At 66.3% G+C, this 18,534-nt stretch carries 15 protein-coding genes and 1 pseudogene; 7 read left to right on the top strand and 9 right to left on the bottom strand.

Annotated elements, in window-relative coordinates; all coding sequences use genetic code 11:
• Window positions 1-95: 95 nt before the first annotated feature.
• The gene (locus tag MMB92_RS23895) at window positions 96-1,037 is read left to right on the top strand and encodes a LysR family transcriptional regulator (protein WP_006482606.1); all 942 of its coding nucleotides are present in this window, start codon (window positions 96-98) and stop codon (window positions 1,035-1,037) included.
• 69 nt (window positions 1,038-1,106) lie between these two features.
• Here the strand turns inward: MMB92_RS23895 and zwf are convergent, their stop codons facing one another.
• A complete protein-coding gene (zwf, locus tag MMB92_RS23890) occupies window positions 1,107-2,582 on the bottom strand; it encodes a glucose-6-phosphate dehydrogenase (RefSeq protein ID WP_006482600.1) in 1,476 nt (491 codons plus the stop codon).
• Window positions 2,583-2,783: 201 nt separating this feature from the next.
• Between zwf and MMB92_RS23885 the strand changes: the two genes are divergently transcribed.
• Together MMB92_RS23885 and MMB92_RS23880 are read left to right on the top strand one after the other, a co-directional pair.
• Complete coding sequence (locus MMB92_RS23885) at window positions 2,784-3,362, top strand: TetR/AcrR family transcriptional regulator (RefSeq protein WP_105866598.1); 579 nt, start codon at window positions 2,784-2,786, stop codon at window positions 3,360-3,362.
• 153 nt (window positions 3,363-3,515) lie between these two features.
• A complete protein-coding gene (locus MMB92_RS23880; RefSeq protein ID WP_277562979.1) occupies window positions 3,516-4,391 on the top strand; it encodes an SDR family NAD(P)-dependent oxidoreductase in 876 nt (291 codons plus the stop codon).
• Between the two features lie 28 nt (window positions 4,392-4,419).
• On the opposite strand, the gene MMB92_RS23875 is transcribed toward MMB92_RS23880, so the two are convergent.
• Window positions 4,420-5,331, bottom strand: a complete 912-nt coding sequence (locus MMB92_RS23875; protein WP_060264860.1) for a LysR family transcriptional regulator — start codon at window positions 5,329-5,331, stop codon at window positions 4,420-4,422.
• A 236-nt stretch (window positions 5,332-5,567) separates the two neighbouring features.
• Between MMB92_RS23875 and MMB92_RS23870 the strand changes: the two genes are divergently transcribed.
• Window positions 5,568-6,911, top strand: a complete 1,344-nt coding sequence (locus MMB92_RS23870) for a serine hydrolase (RefSeq protein ID WP_034203220.1) — start codon at window positions 5,568-5,570, stop codon at window positions 6,909-6,911.
• A gap of 118 nt (window positions 6,912-7,029) precedes the next feature.
• On the opposite strand, the gene MMB92_RS23865 is transcribed toward MMB92_RS23870, so the two are convergent.
• The 4 genes from MMB92_RS23865 to MMB92_RS23850 all read right to left on the bottom strand — a co-directional run bounded on the left by MMB92_RS23865 (window position 7,030) and on the right by MMB92_RS23850 (window position 10,214).
• Complete coding sequence (locus MMB92_RS23865; RefSeq protein WP_077021382.1) at window positions 7,030-7,608, bottom strand: peroxidase-related enzyme; 579 nt, start codon at window positions 7,606-7,608, stop codon at window positions 7,030-7,032.
• 33 nt (window positions 7,609-7,641) lie between these two features.
• A complete protein-coding gene (locus MMB92_RS23860; protein ID WP_059722110.1) occupies window positions 7,642-8,625 on the bottom strand; it encodes an MDR family oxidoreductase in 984 nt (327 codons plus the stop codon).
• A 45-nt stretch (window positions 8,626-8,670) separates the two neighbouring features.
• On the bottom strand, window positions 8,671-9,309 hold the full coding sequence (locus MMB92_RS23855; RefSeq protein ID WP_006494195.1) for a TetR/AcrR family transcriptional regulator: 639 nt from the start codon (window positions 9,307-9,309) through the stop codon (window positions 8,671-8,673).
• Window positions 9,310-9,398: 89 nt separating this feature from the next.
• Window positions 9,399-10,214: an IclR family transcriptional regulator gene (locus MMB92_RS23850; protein WP_062910209.1), complete on the bottom strand. Its 816-nt coding sequence runs from the start codon at window positions 10,212-10,214 to the stop codon at window positions 9,399-9,401.
• Between the two features lie 113 nt (window positions 10,215-10,327).
• On the opposite strand from MMB92_RS23850, the gene MMB92_RS23845 reads away from it, so the two are divergent.
• Both MMB92_RS23845 and MMB92_RS23840 read left to right on the top strand, forming a co-directional pair.
• Complete coding sequence (locus MMB92_RS23845) at window positions 10,328-12,673, top strand: cytochrome P450/oxidoreductase (RefSeq protein WP_062910210.1); 2,346 nt, start codon at window positions 10,328-10,330, stop codon at window positions 12,671-12,673.
• 66 nt (window positions 12,674-12,739) lie between these two features.
• Window positions 12,740-14,074: an MFS transporter gene (locus tag MMB92_RS23840; RefSeq protein ID WP_062910211.1), complete on the top strand. Its 1,335-nt coding sequence runs from the start codon at window positions 12,740-12,742 to the stop codon at window positions 14,072-14,074.
• A gap of 172 nt (window positions 14,075-14,246) precedes the next feature.
• On the opposite strand, the pseudogene MMB92_RS23835 reads toward MMB92_RS23840, so the two are convergent.
• Window positions 14,247-14,360, bottom strand: a pseudogene (locus MMB92_RS23835) (IclR family transcriptional regulator); the annotation flags it as partial.
• Between MMB92_RS23835 and MMB92_RS23830 the strand changes: the two are divergent.
• The gene (locus MMB92_RS23830; RefSeq protein WP_277562978.1) at window positions 14,356-15,141 is read left to right on the top strand and encodes an MFS transporter; all 786 of its coding nucleotides are present in this window, start codon (window positions 14,356-14,358) and stop codon (window positions 15,139-15,141) included. The pseudogene MMB92_RS23835 and the gene MMB92_RS23830 sit on opposite strands and share 5 nt — an antisense overlap.
• Before the next feature lie 10 nt (window positions 15,142-15,151).
• Here the strand turns inward: MMB92_RS23830 and MMB92_RS23825 are convergent, their stop codons facing one another.
• Entirely contained in the window at window positions 15,152-16,180 is a 1,029-nt protein-coding gene (locus tag MMB92_RS23825) for a LysR family transcriptional regulator (RefSeq protein ID WP_277562977.1), read from the bottom strand.
• A gap of 866 nt (window positions 16,181-17,046) precedes the next feature.
• Complete coding sequence (locus tag MMB92_RS23820; protein ID WP_277562976.1) at window positions 17,047-18,429, bottom strand: MFS transporter; 1,383 nt, start codon at window positions 18,427-18,429, stop codon at window positions 17,047-17,049.
• Window positions 18,430-18,534 lie beyond the last annotated feature (105 nt).

Below are 18,534 nucleotides of genomic sequence, written 5' to 3'. Positions count from 1 at the left end.
ATCCGGGTTTCAGTAGGAATGGATCGCAGTGTGCCGGCTTTACTTTTGCTGAAAAACTGGTCTATAAACCAAATTGTTTTGATTTCAAGTCAACAATGAAAACCACCCTCGACGAACTCCAGGCCTTTACCGCCGTGGTCGACACCGGTTCGATCACGGCGGCCGCCCAGCAACTCGACCTCACCGTGTCGGCGACGAGCCGCACGCTCGCGCGGCTCGAGGAAAAGCTGAAGACCACGCTGCTGCGCCGGACCACGCGCCGGCTCGAACTGACCGAAGAGGGGCGCGCATTCCTGCAGGACGCGCGCGCGATCATCGAATCGGTCGAGAGTGCGGAAGAGCAGATGCTCGCGCGGCGCGAGATGCCGTCCGGACGCCTGCGCGTCGACGCCGCGACGCCGTTCATGCTGCACGTGATCGTGCCGCTCGTGCGCGGCTACCGCGAACGCTTCCCGAAGGTCGAACTGGAACTGAACAGCAACGAGGGCATCACCGACCTGCTGGAGCGGCGCACCGACGTCGCGATCCGGATCGGCCGGTTGAAGGATTCGACGCTGCACAGCCGGCGGATCGGCAACAGCCGGGTACGCATGCTCGCGAGCCCCGCGTACCTCGAAGCGCATGGCCAGCCGCGCAAGGTCGAGGATCTCGCGAAGCACACGCTGCTCGGCTTCACGCAGCCCGAATCGTTGAACGTATGGCCGATCCTCGGCGCGGACGGCGAAGCGTGCCGCATCGAGCCGGACGTGTATTCGTCGAGCGGCGAAACGCTGCGGCAGCTGGCGCTGGAGGGCACGGGCGTCGTCTGCCTGTCCGATTTCGTGACCGCGCGGGATCGCGAGGCGGGGCGGCTCGCGCAGGTACTCGCGCGCCAGACGCTCGACGTCCAGCAGCCGATTCACGCGGTGTACTACCGCAATACCGCGATTTCGTCGCGGATCGCGTCGTTCGTCGACTACCTGATCGAGGTGCTGGGCGGCGGCAGCGGCGGCGATGCGCCGGCGCGGCGCAAGGCCGCGTGGATGGTGCCGCAGTAGCGATACAGGGCAGGTGGGGCTGCCCGTCGGGAACGGGCGTGCCGCGCGGCGGCACGCCGTCGCGTGCGATTACGCCTCTTCGGCCCACGACATCCCGTCGCGCGCGAGCAGCGCCGACGAAGCCGCGGGCCCGAACGTGCCGGCCGTGTACAGGCGCGGCCGGTCGCCGAGCTGCTTCCAGCCGTCGAGGATCGGCTCGACCCACGACCACGCGGCTTCGAGTTCGTCGCGGCGCATGAAGTGCGTGAGGCGGCCGCGGATCACGTCGATCAGCAGCCGCTCGTACGCTTCCGCGCGCCGTTCCGGGATCGCCTGCTGCAGGTCGAGGTTCAGGCTCACCGGCACCATGTTCATCCCGCTGCCCGGCTCCTTCGCGAGCATCTGCAACTGGATCGACTCTTCCGGCTGGAGCCGGATCACGAGGCGGTTGCCGTAATTGCGCGGACCGGTCGGGATGATCGAGAACGGCATGTCCGCGAACTCGATCACGATTTCCGACTGGCGGCGCTGCAGCCGCTTGCCGGTGCGCAGGAAGAACGGCACGTTCGCCCAGCGCCAGTTGTTGATGTGCGCGCGCAGCGCGACGAAGGTTTCCGCGCGGCTGTCCGCCGGCACGTTGTCCTCCTCGAGATAGCCCTTGACCGGCTGGCCGTCGACCGCGCCGGCCGTGTACTGGCCGCGCACCGTGTCGCGCGCGACGTCCGACAGCGACATCGGCCGCAGCGAGCGCAGCACCTTCAGCTTCTCGTCGCGCACCGCATCCGGGTCGAGCGACACGGGCGGCTCCATCGCGACGATGCACAGCAGTTGCAGCAGGTGGTTCTGCACCATGTCGCGCAGCGCGCCGGTATGGTCGTAGAAGCCCGCGCGGCTGCCGACGCCGACCGTCTCCGCCACCGTAATCTGCACGCTGCGGATGTTCGGCGCCTGCCACAGCGGCCCGAAGATCGGGTTGCCGAAGCGCAGCACCATCAGGTTCTGCACGGTTTCCTTGCCGAGATAGTGGTCGATCCGATAGATCTGCGATTCCTCGAAGTGCTTGCCGACCGCGTCGTTGATCGCCTTCGCGGACGCGAGATCGTGGCCCAGCGGCTTTTCGAGGACGACGCGCGAGTGCGCGTCGACGAGGTGCGCGGCCGACAGGTTGTCGCAGATCGTCGTGAACAGCTCCGGCGACGTCGACAGGTAGAACACGCGGACCGCCTCGCTCCGCGCCGCTTCGGCGAGCCGCTGGTAGTCGTCCGGCGCGTTCACGTCGATCAGCACGTACTTGAACAGGTCGAGGAAGCGGCTCCACGCGTCGGCGTCGAACGCCTTCTCGTCGATGAACGGGCGCGACTGCTCGTCCATGAACTTGCGATAACCGTCGATGCCCCAGTCGCGGCGGCCGACGGCGATGATGCGCGTCTCGGGCGGAAGATTGCAGTGCAGGTGCGCCATGTACAGCGCGGGCAACAGCTTGCGGGCGGCCAGGTCGCCGCCGCCGCCGAAGATGATCATGTCGACGGGCCGGTCGGCCGCGGTCTGGGAAGGCTGATTCGTCATGGGAGGTTCGCGGTTTGAAACGGTGAACGTGAAACGAACGTCGAGGGCATCGGGCGCCGGATGGCCGGCGCCGGTACGGCAAAACGCTAATAGTGCACCGTTTTGATGGATTGCGTATGCGTTCCCCCGGATGTAACAAGACTTGCATTCCTGTCGGCCGCTTGATTATGATTGAGCGCTCACTCATTAAAGGAGTCGAACGTGGCCCGACCGCGCAGTCCCGACAAGCACGAAGCCATCCTCGCCGCGGCCGCGCGCGCGCTCGCCGAGGACGGCGCGAGCGCGACGACCGCGCGCATCGCGAAGCTCGCCGGCGTCGCGGAAGGCACGGTGTTCACCTATTTCGAGACCAAGGATGCGTTACTGAACGCGCTGTACCTGAGCCTGAAGGCCGACCTGCGCGACGCGATGATGACCGGGTTTCCGGAACACGCGCCGGCCGAGCAGGCCGTGCGGCATGCGTGGAACGGCTATGTGTCGTGGGGTGTCGCGAATCCGGACGGCCGGCGCGCGCTGCGGCAGTTGGGCGTGAGCGGCCGCATCGACGACGCGCATCGGGCGGCCGGCTCGGAAGGCTTCGGCGAGATCGGTGCGCTGCTGCGCGAGCAGGTCGCCGCGTCGGGCGCGCTGCACCGCGACGAAGCGCATGCGTTCTGCGCGGCGTTGTTTACGTCGATCGCGGAAACCGCGATGGAGTCGATCGCGCGCGATCCGGCGCGGGCCGATGCGTACCGGGAAGCCGGGTTTCGCGCATTGTGGGCCGTGTTGCACGCGGTGTGAGTCGAGGTTCGTCGTCGTGGCGGCGCATGGCGCGACGACGGGTAGCGCGTTTCAAGCCGGGCGATGCAAGTCATGGATGATCGACACATCGCCCACATTAATGAGTGAGTAATCATTCATTTTCATCGTTTCATCACGCTCAAGGAGCGAAAAATGTCGAAAGTCTGGTTGGTAACGGGGGCCGCACGCGGCCTCGGGCGAGCGATCTCGGAAGCGGTGCTGGCGGCGGGCGACCGGCTGGTGGCCGGCGTGCGCGATCCGGCGCGACTGGCCGATCTGGCCGAACGGTATGGCGACCGGCTGCTGCCGGTCGAACTCGACGTCACCGACGAAGCGGCGGCGGCGCGGGCCGTCGCGGCGGCACGCGCCGCGTTCGGCCGCATCGACGTGCTGGTGAACAACGCGGGCTACGGCCACACCGCGCCGTTCGAGCAGACGCGCGCCGATGCGTTCCGCGACCAGATCGAAACGAACCTGTTCGGCGTGATCAACCTGACGCGCGCGGTGCTGCCGATGATGCGCGCGCAGCGCGCCGGGCACATCTTCCAGGTGTCGTCGGTCGGCGGGCGCACGTCGACGCCCGGATTGTCCGCGTATCAGGCCGCCAAGTGGGCGGTCGGCGGGTTCAGCGACGTGCTCGCGAAGGAAGTCGCGCCGTTCGGCGTGCGTGTGTGCACGCTCGAACCGGGCGGGATGCGTACCGAATGGGCCGCGCAGGCGAAGCGCGGCCTCGACGATCTGCTGCCCGACTATCAGCCGTCGGTCGGCAAGATTCTCGACCTGCTCGGCGCGTATGGCGGCCATGAAATCGGCGACCCCGCACGCATCGCGGCGCTGATCGTCGACCTGTCGCGCCGCGACGACGTGCCGCTGCGCCTGCTGCTCGGCGGCGATGCGCTGTTCGTCTGCGAGCAGGCGGAGCGGCAGCGTGCGGAGGAGGCGGCGCGGTGGCGGGACGCCACGTTGTCGACGCAGTTTCCGGACGCGAAGCTGCCGGACGGGCTCGATGCGTTGAAGGCGATCGATTAACGGCGATCGGCAGCACGGCGCGTGGCGTTCAGCGCGCGCCGTGCTGCCGCTGCGCGGCTTTCTCCCATGCCGCGCCGGCGGCGTCGATCGCTTCGAGGATCGGCGACGGGTTCCACGTGCCGGGTTTCCACACCGCGACGATCGAATGGACGAGGCTGCCGTGCCCGACCTCCGTGTCGATGCGCGTGACGGACGGCCAGCGCCCGGCGTCGAAATGCGTCGGCAGGAAGCCCCAGCCATGGCCGTGCTGGAGCAGGTGACGCACCGTTTCGAGTTCGTTCGCGTACACGAGCCGGTCCGAGACCTGCAGCAGTTGCGCGAACTGCGTGCCCAGCGAGCGGTGCATCACGACCTGCGGCTTCGCGGCGAGCGCGGGGACCGTGACCGGCGACCCGTTGGCCGGAAACAGGTCGGCCGACGCGTAAAAGCCGATCTCGATCGCGCCGACCGCCCGCCATTCGAGCTCGGCCGCGACGAACCGGTTGCGCGCGAGACTGATCGCGACCTGCGCGGCGCCGGACACGAGCGCCGCCTCGGCTTCGTCGCGCGACGCGCTCCAGGTACTGACGTCGATGCCCGACGCGGCGAGATCATCGATCAGCGCATGCAGCAGCGTGCGCGGCACGAACGGATCGTAGGCGATGCGGATCGCGTCGGCGATGCCGGACGGCACGCCTTTCGCCGCGGCGCCGAACGCCTGCGCCTGCCGCAGCAGCAGGCGCGCCTGGCGTTGCAGGCGCTCGCCCTCCGATGTCAGCGACAGCGATCGTCCGCTGCGCGCGAACAGCGCAAAGCCCAACTCGATTTCGAAGAATTCCAGCAGCTCGCTGACGGTCGAGCGGTCCTTGCCGAGATGCGCGGCGGCCTTCGTGATGCTGCCGTGTTCGGCAATGCACGCGAACGCCTCGATCTGCGCGAGCGAGTAAGTCAGTGCGCCCATGATGTCCCTTCCGGCGGATGCGGGGGATTTTCCCACATGTGCCGTTTTGCCTCGTCGACGCGCGCACTCGATACTGGTTTCGAGGGCGCGATGCGGGAGCCGTCGCCGGCGCGATCGACCCGCGTATGCCGCGCGTCCGACGCCGGTGACGATGGTGCCGCCCTCTGAAACGTTCGGGCCGTGCGGCGGAAACTTTCTTGCGCAGGCGCGACCGGACATCGTCGACAAGGACACCCATGAAACCGAGGTTCGATCGTTCATTCGGCATCGCGCTCGCGGCGGCGGTCGTCGCGGGCAGCGCGGCGACGGCGTCGTTCGCGCAAGTCGCGTCGTCTGCCGCGGCGCCGGCCGCCGCGACGTGCGGCGGCGTCGCGCTCGCCACGTGCCCCGCGCCGTTCGACGCGACGCTGCCCGACCCGAAGCGGATGCTGACGTGGAGCCAGCCGGATCGCGTGATCGGCTTTCGCAACGACTATCGCAACTATCCGGGCGACGTGTTCCACCATCGCGCGGCCACGCCGTTGGTCGATGCCGCCCGCATGCTGACCGACGTGTCGTACGAAGTGCACGGCAAGCGCTACACGCTGAAGGACTACCTGAAGCATCAGGACGTGGCCGGCCTGCTGGTGCTGAAGGACGGCAAGATCGCATACAAGTATCTGGGCGACGGCAACACCGATACGACGTTGTGGACGTCGCGCTCGGTCGGCAAGTCGGTCGTGTCGACGCTCGTCGGTGTCGCGTTGCGGGAAGGGAAGATCAAGTCGCTCGACGATCGCGTGACCGATTACGAGCCGGACCTGAAGGGCACCGCGTGGGACGGCGTGACGCTGAAGCAGTTGATCCAGCACACGTCCGGTGTCGCGTGGAACGAGAGCTACACGAATCCGGACTCCGATTTCGCGAAGCTCACGCAATGCGAGGCGCGGCCCGGCACGTACGCGTGCGTGCGCACGCTGGTCAAGGGGCTCGGTCGCGCGCATCCGCCCGGGCAGACCTGGTCGTACAGTTCCGGCGGTGCGTGGCTGCTCGGCGACGTGCTCGAGCGCGCGACCGGCATGTCGCTCGCCGCTTATCTCGAAAAGACGATCTGGAAGCCGTACGGGATGGCGAGCGATGGTGTGTGGCACGCGTATCGCAAAGGGCGGCACGACGTCGGCGCGCACGGCTTCAATGCGACGCTGGAAGACTGGGGACGCTTCGGTGAATTCGTGCTGGGTGGCGGCAAGCTGCCCGACGGCACGCGGATTTTGCCGGACGGCTGGCTCGACCAGGCGTCGGACTGGACGCAGGCGCGGCAGTCGGTGTCGGCCGGGCATCCCGACGGCATCTACGGCTACCAGTGGTGGAACAACGCGGTGCCGGTCGATGCGAAGGGCACGGACCCGACGCCCGCGGCGTCGTTGCGCGGTTCGCTGTGGGCGCTCGGCATCTTCGGTCAGGTCATCATGGTCAATCGCGCCGAGCATCTCGTGATCGTGCAATGGTCGACGTGGCCGAAGGCGGAGCCGTCGTTCGATACGCTGCCGCTCGAAGCGTCGGTGTTCTACAGCGCGATCGCGCGGGAACTGCGGGATTGAACGCGCGTGTCGCGGCCATCCGGTCGCGGCGCATTTCCTGCCGCAACGCACGGAAGGCCGGACGCGTGTACGCCGGCTTTCCGTAGCGACGAGGTGGCGCTCGCCGCGCTCGAGGCCGTCAGCGGCCCAGCGCGTAAAACTCCGCGTTGGGCCGCATGTTCGTCACGTTCGCGAGGCGGTTGGACATCCCGAAGAAGGCCGAGATCGCCGCGATGTCCCAGATGTCGTCTTCGGTGAAGCCGTGCGTCTTCAGCGCGTCGAAGTCTGGTTCGCCCACTTGATGCGCGGCCTGCGACACCTTCATCGCGAAGTCCAGCATCGCCTTCTGGCGCGCGGTGAGGTCGGCCTTGCGGTAGTTGGTGGCGACCTGGTCGGCGATCAGCGGGTCCTTCGCGCGAATGCGCAGGATCGCGCCGTGCGCGATCACGCAGTACTGACACTGGTTCGCGGCGCTGGTGGCCACGACGATCATCTCGCGTTCGGCCTTGCTGAGGTTGCCCGGCTTGTCCATCAGCGCGTCGTGGTACGCCATGAACGCGCGAAACTCGTCCGGGCGGTGCGCGAGGGTGAGGAACACGTTCGGGACGAAGCCCGATTTTTCCTGGACGGCCGCGATGCGTGCGCGAATGTCGCCGGGCAGGTCTTCGAGCGCCGGCACGGGAAAGCGGCTGACGGGGGCGTTGTCTGGAGCAGTCATGAGGTCTCCTGGATAAAGTGGCACGAAGGGCGATCAGGCATTGACGTCGACGACGATGCGGCCGCGCACCTTGCCGTCGATCAGTTCCGCCGCCAGCGGAATGGCGTCGCTCAGGCCGACCTGATGGCCGATGGCGCCCAGCTTCTCGACGTCGAGATCGGACGCGAGCCGGCGCCAGGCTTCCAGCCGCTCGGCGCGCGGACACATCACGCTGTCGATCCCGACGAGCGTGACGCCGCGCAGGATGAACGGCGCGACGGTTGCGGGGAAGTCCATGCCGGCGGCGAGGCCGCAGGCCGTCACCACGCCGCGGTAGCGCGTGGTCGCGCACACGTTGGCGAGGACGTGGCTGCCGGCCACGTCGACGGCGCCGGCCCAGCGTTCCTTGCCGAGCGGCTTGCCGGGTACGCTGAATGACGCGCGATCCAGGATCTCGGCCGCGCCGAGTTGCCGCAGATAGTCGGCATCGGCCGGGCGGCCCGTCACGGCGACGACCCGGTATCCGAGTCGCGCGAGAAGGGCCGTCGCGACGCTGCCCACGCCGCCGGCCGCGCCGGTCACGACGATCTCGCCGTCGTCCGGCCGCACGCCGTGCCGTTCCAGCGCCATCACGCACAGCATCGCGGTGTAGCCGGCCGTGCCGATGGCCATCGCCTGTTGCGGCGAAAACGCGGACGGCAACGGCACCAGCCAGTCGCCGTCGACCCGCGCCTTCTGCGCGAGGCCGCCCCAGTGCGTTTCGCCGACGCCCCAGCCGTTGAGCACGACCCGGTCGCCCGGACGGTGATCCGGGTGCGTGCTCGCTTCGACTTCGCCGACCAGGTCGATGCCCGGCACCATCGGGAACTTGCGCACGACCGGGCTCTTGCCGGTGATCGCCAGCCCGTCCTTGTAGTTCAGCGTCGAATGGCCCACGCGGATCGTCACGTTGCCGGCCGGCAACTGCGCGTCGTCCAGCGTGTGCAGCCTCACGTGCTGGCCGGTCTCGTCCTTGTCGATCACGATGCCCTGGAACATCCGTCCTCCTTTCTAGACCGATCGTCTAGTTAATGGTAAAAAAATTCAGCGGCGAGGCAATCCATTGAAGAAAAACTGCGCGAACAGCGCGAGCGGCTGGTCGCTGCGTTCGAGCTTCGCGCGCAGCACGGCGCCTTCCCAGCCGATCCAGAAGAATGCGGCCAGCTCGGCGGGGTCGGCGGCATCCGCCAGTTCGCCCGCCTGCTGCGCGTCGGCCAGGCATTCGGCGAGGCGGCGCTGCCAGTCTTCGAACGTCGCGCGCAGACGTGCGCGGAAGCTCTCGGGCAGCGTGCCCATTTCCTGGCCGAGGTTGCCGATCAGGCAACCGCGGTGGTACGCATGGCGGGCCATGCCGTCGCGGGCGTCGTCGACGAACGCGCGCACGCGCGCCAGCGGCGAGCGTTCCAGCTGGCTGAAATGGCGGTCGAGCTTGCGGGCGAAGAACTCGGCGTAGCGGTCGATCAGTTCGAGGCCGAACGCTTCCTTGCTGTCGAAGTAGTGATAGAACGAGCCTTTCGGCACGCCGGCGCGCCCGAGGATCTCGTCGAGCCCGGTGGCCGAAAAGCCCTTTTCGGTGAGGATCTCGAGCCCGGTGCGCAGCAGCATGTCGCGCGTGGCGACGAGGTCGTCGTGCTGCTTGGGTGGCCGGCCGCGGCGGCGCGGCGGATCGGTGCGCGTGTCCATGGCCGAATAATAGACCATTCGTCTCAAAAATCAAGCGGAGGGCGAGCCGGCGTCCGGGCGGATCCGCGGACGCCGTAGCGGCGACGGGGTCAGCCCGTGTACCCGAGCTCGGCGCTGATCAGCGTGGCCTCGTGGCGCAGCGCCGTCGCGACCGGCCCGTCGACCGACGCGTCGAAGCCGCCCGTGGCGCCCAGCGCGGTGAGTGCGCCGCACATATGCCCGTTTGCGTCGAATAGCGCTGCCGACACCGCGCTGATGCCCTTCAGGTTCGTGTCGCGGACGCTGGCGAGGCCGGCCGCGCGGATCTCGCGCTGCAATTTGCCGACCGGATCGCGCCGGTCGAGCTGGGCGCGCAATTCGGCCGGCGCCGATGCAAGCTCTTCTTCCGCGAGTTTCCGCACGCGAGGTTCGTCGAGCAGCGCGAGGAACAACCGGCCCGTCGCCGACCACAGCAACGACATGACGGAGCCCGCGCGCACGTTGACCGTCACCGGCAGGCCGGGCTCCTCGAACCGCATGATCGTCGGCCCGCGGTTGCCCATGATCGCGACGAAGCACGTCACTTCGAGGCGCTCGCGCAGGCGCACCAGCGACGGCTCGGCGAGTCGTATCGGGTCGGCCATCCGCATCGCGGCGAGCCCGATCGAGATGCATTGCGGTCCGAGCACGTACTGCTGCGTGCCGCGATCCTGCGTGACGAACGACGCTTCCATCAGGCTCGCCAGATATCTGTGCACTTTCGCGGGATTCTCGTCGAGCCGTGCCGCGAGCGCGGTCAGTGTCGCGCGGCCGCCCGATGCCGCCAGTTCCTTCAGCACGAGAAGGCCGGTCGACGCGGATTGAACGCGTTGCCTGCGGTCCCGCTCGGCGGGTGCGGTCTGTTTCGTTCCGGTGATTTCTTTCATACGGCGGATTCTAGCCCGACGGCCGCCGACGGCGGACCGCCAAGGTTTACCCCAGTCCTGCGATTACGCAATGCGTATTAGATTTACGCTAAATCATCGCACCGGAGTCAATCATGTCCGCCATCGAGCGCCACGCGTCGTCGAAATGTCCGTTTCATCCTGCGCCGGCAGCGGCGACCGCGCCGAACGGGTGCCCGGTCAGCGCGGCCGCGGCCGCGTTCGATCCGTTCGACGACGGCTATCAGCAGGATCCGCCCGAATACGTCCGTTGGGCGCGCGAGCGGGAGCCGGTGTTTTACAGCCCGAAGCTCGGGTACTGGATCGTCACGCGCTACGACGACATCAAGGCCATCTTTCGCGACAACCTCACGTTCAGTCCGTCGATCGCGCTGGAGAAGATCACCCCGACGGGCGCCGAGGCGAACGCGGTGCTCGAGTCGTACGGCTTCGCGCTGAACCGCACGCTCGTCAACGAGGACGAGCCCGCGCACATGCCGCGTCGCCGTGCGCTGCTGGACCCGTTCACGCCCGAAGCGCTGAAGCATCACGAACCGATGGTGCGCCGGCTCGCGCGCGAATACGTGGACCGCTTCATCGACGACGGCCGCGCGGATCTGGTCGACCAGATGTTGTGGGAGGTGCCGTTGACCGTCGCGCTGCACTTTCTCGGCGTGCCGGAAGAGGACATGGACACGCTGCGCGAATACTCGATCGCCCATACGATCAACACGTGGGGCCGTCCGAAACCGGAGGAGCAGGTCGCGGTCGCGCATGCGGTCGGCAAGTTCTGGCAGTTCGCGGGCAAGGTGCTCGACAAGATGCGCGAGGATCCGTCCGGGCCGGGCTGGATGCAGTACGGGATCCGCAAGCAGAAGGCGCTGCCCGACGTGATCACCGATTCGTATCTGCACTCGATGATGATGGCGGGGATCGTCGCCGCGCACGAGACGACCGCGAACGCGACGGCCAATGCGATGAAGCTGCTGCTGCAGCATCCCGATGCGTGGCGCGACATCTGCGACGACCCGTCGCTGATCCCGAACGCGGTCGAGGAGTGCCTGCGCCACAACGGCTCGGTCGCCGCGTGGCGACGGCTCGCGACGAAGGACGTCACGATCGGCGGCGTCGCGGTGCCCGCCGGCTCGAAGCTGTTGATCGTCACGTCGTCCGCGAATCATGACGAAGCGCGCTTCGCGGATGCGGACCTGTTCGACATTCGCCGGGAGAATGCGAGCGATCAGCTCACGTTCGGCTACGGGTCGCATCAGTGCATGGGCAAGAATCTCGCGCGCATGGAGATGCAGATCTTCCTCGAGGAGTTCACGCGCCGTCTGCCGCACATGAAGCTGGCGGAACAGCGCTTCACGTATGTGCCGAACACGTCGTTCCGCGGCCCCGAGCACCTGTATGTCGAATGGGATCCGGCGGCGAATCCCGAGCGCCGCGACCCGTCGGCGCTGCGCGCGCGCACGGCGGTGCGCATCGGCGAGCCGTCGTCGCACGCGGTGAGTCGCGTGGTGAAGGTACAGCGCGTGTCGAGGTGCGCGGATCGTATCGCGCAGGTCCGCCTCGTGTCTGGCGACGGCCGCATGCTGCCGCGCTGGACGCCCGGCGCGCATATCGACGTGATCTGTGGCGATACCGGCATCACGCGCCAGTATTCGCTGTGCGGCGACCCGGCCGAGCGCGACGCGTACGAGATCGCGGTGCTGCACGAAGCGCAGGGCCGCGGCGGATCGGCATGGGTGCATGCGAATCTGCGCGCCGGCGACGTGCTGAAGATCCGCGGGCCGCGCAATCACTTCCGTTTCGCGACCGACGCCGGCAAGGCGATCTTCGTCGCGGGCGGCATCGGCATTACGCCGATCAGCGCGATGGCGCGCGAAGCGAAGGCGCGCGGCATCGACTACGAGATCCACTATAGCGGCGCACGACGCGCGTCGATGGCGCTGCTCGACACGCTCGCCGCGCTGCACGGGGAGCGTCTGCACGTGTACGTGTCGGAAGAAGGCTCGCGTAACGACTTTCGCGCGCTGTTCGCGCAGCCGGCCGACGACACGCACATCTACGCTTGCGGCCCCGCGCGGATGCTCGATGCGCTCGAAGCGAGCTGCGCGCACTGGCCGCGCGATGCGCTGCGTGTCGAGCATTTCGTGTCGACGCGTGCGGCCCTCGACCCATCGAAGGAGCGGCCATTCGAAGTCGAACTGAAGGATTCCGGCATCACGCTGACGGTCGCGGCGAACCAGACGGTGCTCGACGCATTGCAGCACGCGAACATCGACGTGCAGAGCGACTGCCGCGAAGGGCTGTGCGGATCCTGCGAAGTGCGGGTGCTGGCCGGCCGCGTCGATCATCGCGACAGCGTGCTGACGCGCGCCGAACGCGACGCGCACGATCGCATGATGACCTGCTGTTCGCGCGCGTGCGGCGGCGAGCGGCTCGTGCTCGAACTCTGAATCCACGGGCGTCGCCGCGGCGTCGCTCGCCCCATGCAAACCACAAAAAAACCGGAGACATGCGCGATGAAGAAGCGTGCCAACCTGATGTTCGCCTGTACCGTCGGCACCACGCTGGAGTGGTACGACTTTTTCGCGTTCGCCGCGTGTGCGGTGCTCGTGTTCGACAAGCAGTTCTTCGTCGTCGGCAATCCGCTCGCCGCCACGCTGCTCGCGCTCGCGACGTTCGCCGTCGGCTTCGTCGCGCGGCCGCTCGGCGGCATCGTGTTCGGGATGATCGGTGACCGCATCGGCCGCCGCAAGACGCTCGTCGTCAGTCTGCTGATGATGGGCATCAGCACGTTCTGCGTCGGCTTGCTGCCGACCTATGCGTCGATCGGCATCGCGGCGCCGCTGCTGCTCGTGCTGCTGCGCATCGTGCAGGGCATCGCGGTCGGCGGCGAAGCGACCGGCGCGATCCTGATGATCGCCGAGTCGATGCCCGGCGCGCAGCGCGGCTTCTGGACCAGCTTCACGATGTTCGCCGGGCCGCTCGCGAACGTGCTGACCGCGTTCGTGATCGGGATGGTGCAGCGATTCTACGGCGACGCCGCATTCGTCGACTGGGCGTGGCGGATTCCGTTCTTCATCTCCGCGCTGCTCGTGATCGTCGGCTTCTGGACGCGCCGGCGCGTCGAGGAATCGGCGGCGTTCGCCGAGCTGTCGGCCGCGCACCAGACGGTCGAGCGCGCGTCGCTGCGCGACACCTGCGCGAGCAACGGGCGGCAAATGGCGCGTGCGTTCTTCGTGAAAGCCGCGGAGAACACGTTCCTGTATCTGTTTTCGACGTTCGCGCTCGGACTCGCGACCGGCTATCTGCACTTCAGCAGACCGCAGGCACTGTCCGCGCTGATGTGGGCGTCGGCCGTCGAGGTCGTCGTCATCCTGATTGCCGCGCACGTGTCGGACCGGATCGGACGGCGCCCGGTGCTGATCGCCGGCCTGCTCGGCGCGGCGATCGCCGGTTGTTCGCTGTTCACGCTGTCGCCAGGCAGCGACTACGTTCATCTGCAACTGGCGTTGATCGCGTGCCTGACGTGCCACGGCATCATTCTCGGACCGATGGCCGCGTACATGGCCGAACTGTTTCCGACGCGCGTGCGCTTCACCGCGCTGTCGACCAGCTATCAGCTTGCATCGGTGCTCGGCGGATCGATCGCGCCGATCGTCGGCACGCTGCTCGTCAGCTATACGGGTTCGGCGATCTTCGTCGCCGGCTACGCGATCCTGATGGCGCTGCCGGCGTTCGTCGCGGTGATCGCGTCGCGCGAATCGCGCGGCGAGGACTTCCAGTCACGTTCGATGTCCACCGGCCATGCGGTTGTGCTGACGAACGACCGGCCGCGCTCGACGCATGCGTAAGGAACGCCGCCCGCGTCATGCGGGCGAAGGGGCGGGTTGCGCGTGCATGCTCGAGCCGGGCGGGATGCGTACCGAATGGGTCGCGCAGGCGGCGCGCGGCGCGGATCGTCGACCCGTCGCGCCGCGACGACGTGCCGCTGCGCCTGCTGCTCGGCCGTTGCGGAAGCGGCGATCAGGCGCCGTAGACATGCTCGCAGAGCGCGACACTCGCGCCCAGCTTCCGCGATAGATCGGCGGCCGCATCCAGCTGCGGTCGATCCAGTTCACCCGACTCGTGCGCGATGCTGGGCGCGTTGTTCGGGCTGACGCTGTCGCATGTGCTGACGCCCGACGCACTCGCGAGCTGGGGCTGGCGGCTACCGTTCCTAATCGGTCTGCTGATCGCTCCGGTCGGCTATTACATTCGCCGCCATCTGCCCGAAGTGTGCGGCGTCGCGAGCGGTCGCGACACCGTACGGCCGCCGCTGCGCGAGCTCGCATCGTCGCATCTTGCGAAGCTTGTGACGTGCGTGTTTCTGCTGATGAGCAGCACCGTCACGATGTATACGGCCGTCTACTTCATGCCGAGCTATCTGACGCGCGTGATGCACCTGCCCGCGACGACCGGGTTTCTGGCCGCAATGATCGGCGCGATGGTGATGGTCGCGATGTCGCTTGTCTCCGGCGTCCTTGCGGACAGTCTTCGGCAGCGACGGCGTTTCGCGCTGATTTTCACGGCCATTTCCGCCTGTGTGGCGCTTCCGGCATTCTGGCTGATCACGCAGCTGCCGACGCCGGCCATCGTACTGAGCGTGAGCGCGCTATTGACCGGGTTGATGGTGCTCGGCTCCAGCAATCTGGTTCTGATGATGATGGAAGCCTTCCCGCAACGCGTTCGTGCGAGCGGTTTTGCGACGGGCTACGCGTTCAGCGTGACATTGTTCGAGGGCACGGCCCCGTTCGTCGTCACAGCGCTGATCGCGCATGCAAAAGACCCGTTCATGGCCGGCGTGTACGTGTTCGCGTGCAACCTCGTCAGTCTGGCAGCGGTCTATGCATATCGCGAACAGTGGCGTACGAACGCGTGATCGCGCACGGTCATGTCTGGAATTCGATATCCCGGGCGTCGTAGCGAAAGCCGTCACGCTCGACTTTGTTGCGCAGCCAAAGCGCAAAATCGCGCGCGGGCGTCGTCATCAGGTCGCGGTCCGGATAGGCGAGCCGCACACTCATGCGAGGCATCGGGTCCGCGACGATGATGCGGCGCATCTCGCCTTCGGCGAAACAACGCTGCAGGAAATCGCTGCCGGTCGCGGTCCAGATCGATACCGCGCCGACCCTTCGCGCAATGCCGCGATACATGGTCGTTGCCGCGCTGCGGATGATGCGTTCCGGCAGCGGCAAACCTGCCGATTTCATCAACACCGAGATGAAACTGTTGTCGTCTTGAACGAGATCCAGCGTCAGCCACGGCATTTTTTGCAGCGCGGACAGCGACAGCGACGCCGGGCCTGCATAGCGGCTGCTGATCGCGAGCACCATGTCGCCCTGATACAGCAACTCTGCTTGATACGGAAACACGCTCTGGTCGCCGAAGTGCGTGAGCACGCCCACGTCGATCGCACCGTCGCGCAGACTGTCCTCGATCTGCAGCGTGCGCAGCTCGCGAATTTGCAGATCGACATGCGGCCGCTCGTTCGCGAAATCTGCAAGTGTGTCGATGAGCGCCGTACTCATGGTGGGCGCGCTCACCGCAATCGACAGGCGCCCGTTCAGCATGCCGCGGATCTCGTCGACGTACTCGCCGATTCGCTCAATCTCCCGGTGAATCGCGCCGGCGCGTCTGACGATGAGATCCGCATATTCGGTCAGCGTCGCGCCTCGCGTCGTGCGAATCAGCAGCGGCAGGCCGATCTCGCTCTCGAATTCGCGGACGATCCGGCTCACCGCGGGCTGTGTCAGGCATAGTCGCCGGGATGCCTCTTGAATACTGCCCGATTCGGCAATGACCTGTAGCGCGCGGAGATGTTTCAGTTTCATGTCGTCGATGGTGTGATCGAGATCGAGCATATCGGCTGCGATTTCGAAAAGTGCGCGCCATTCGTGTATCAGCGAAATGGTATCCAATCGACGGCTCAGCGCGACAGCGAGCGGTGACCGCGAGGCCGATTAGCCACATCGTGACGCCGGGACGGTGAATTTCAATACGCGGGCTCAAATCGTTCCGTACAATAAAATTAAAGGGCGCGGCGCAATCAGTACGCGTCAAGCGTGCAGGTGAATTGCGAAAGGCCAAACCGAGCATGGCAGCGGGCTGAGATCGCGCTCGCTCGTACACGCCCGCTCAGCTCCACTTCGAGCGCGGTCCATTCGTCTGGAGTATGAGGGTGGGTGTGGGCGATGGCGGACCGAGATCTGCTACAACGACCTAGTTGAATTGGGAAGCGCTCGTCCACGAGGCGACCAACCCGTTTCCTCGGTACTGGGGTTCACAACTCATCATCGGGCATTTTTCAGATTCGCCGAAAGTCGTCGCATTGTCGTTGATCTTCGTATGCTGTGTATTTTTGGTGCGCGAGGATTACTTGGCAGCGATCCAGCATCTGCGTGCTGCCTTTCAGCCCACCGGGCAATGCATCTGAGCGAACTTTACCCAAGTATTTCGTGGTTCGAGACATGCATCAGCGGCATGTAGCTCGCCGAGCGAGCCTTCGTGCGGCTTAGCCGTTGCGTCTAAGTATCAGCTCAAAGTGCCGCAGTGATTAATCGTGAGAAGCTCGTGTTTATTGCAGCAGCGGTTTGAGCCCGCCTGAAGAACATGCGCGACATGATGCCGCAAATTTAAGAGCTTCTCGCCAAGAGAAAATTGACGGAGGACCGATCTTACGTGGTGCAGCGCACGGGGGAGGAACAACACCGCATTACGCCTGAACTCGCGAGGCGAGCGGTATTTCAGGGCTTTGTGCGGGTGGCGCACCCCCGATCACACAGCGTCAACCCACCTGCGCGCCACGTTCCTCCGCAAGCAACCGCCGATAGTGAGGCAGTGCACCGAACAGCAACCACGCGGCAAGCGCGGCCGCGATCGTGCAGATGATGCCGATCGAATCGCCGACCATCTTCGGATCGCCGAACACGCGATCGGTGAAGAGCGCAATTAGCGTCGGGCCCAGTCCAAAACCGATCAACTGCGCGAAGAACGAGTAGAGCGCGCCCACTGTACCGCGCATGCGGCTGGGTGCAACGAGTTGCAGCGCCGCGGCCATACATCCGGTCGGCAGCGAGAAGAAAAACACAGTGCCGCCAGCCGCGAGCAGCGTACCCGTCGCACCGGGTGCAAACGGGGTGCTGGCGCAGCACAGCAGCATCGGGATCATCGCGAACGCGGCCGTGCGCAAAGGTGCGTCCTCATAGCCGCGCCGCTCGAACCGACGCACCACCCACGGGCCTGCCAGTGCACCTGCAATTCCGCAGCTGACCACCACCGTACCGAAACGAAACCCAACGAGCGCGGCAGGCATCCCGTGCGAACGGATCAGGTAAGTCGGCATCCATGCGGGCATGCCGAGCACGACGATCGCGAGCATGCCGACGCCCAGCAGAATACGCGCGTAGAAACCGCGCCGTTCCCACAGGAAGGCGATCGAATCGCGAGTCGAGAACTGGCGGTCGTCCGCATTCCCGCTGACGACCTTGCTGCGCCGCGGCTCGCGCACCGTCAGCCAGACCAGCAACGCGAACAGCATGCCCGGCAGTCCGATCAGCACGAATGCCAGCTGCCAGGTCTCGAACCCAGCGAGCGCCGGAAACTGCTTGTGGACATCGCGGGCGAACGAGATGACGAGACCACCGGCGACGAGCGACAGGCCGCCGCCGAGCATCGGTCCGAGAATGAACACGCTCATTGCGCGCGGCATCTTCTGAGCCGAGAAGCAGTCGGCGATCATCGACAACGCGATCGGAAACACGCACGCTTCGCTGGCCCCGACGCCGAAGCGCGCGAGGAACAGTCCCTGGAACGTTGTGGCCTTGCCACACAGCGCCGTGAAGACACACCACAGGCAAATGCCGACCAGCAGGATATTGCGACGGTTGGTTACGTCAACGAGACGGCCGAACAGCGGCGACGCGATCAGGTACGCGGAAATGAACGCAATGCCCTGCAGGAGGCTGAGCTGTGTGTCGGAAATGGCAAGCGAATGCCGGATCGGATCGACGAGCAGGTTCAGCAGCTGGCGATCGATATACGCGAGCGAATACGCGAGCGTCAGCATGGCCAGGATGTACCACGACCGTAGGCTGTCGTGGACAACCCTCGACGAGGTCCGTTCTGTGCGCGTGTCATCTAGGCCGCCGGCGGGCGGGACTTCATTCATTGCATTCCTCATCATGTCTCCGAGACGGTCATGTCAAACACCCGGGCAGGCAACGTGCTTCCGTTGCATTCATTTATCAAACAATCGTTAGGTAGTTTGCAGCGA

Source organism: Burkholderia sp. IO2 (assembly GCF_029522185.1).
Taxonomy (GTDB): Bacteria; Pseudomonadota; Gammaproteobacteria; order Burkholderiales; family Burkholderiaceae; genus Burkholderia; species Burkholderia cenocepacia.
Note: the sequence above shows the minus strand (reverse complement) of the source record. Positions and strands in the feature narration are given on the sequence as shown.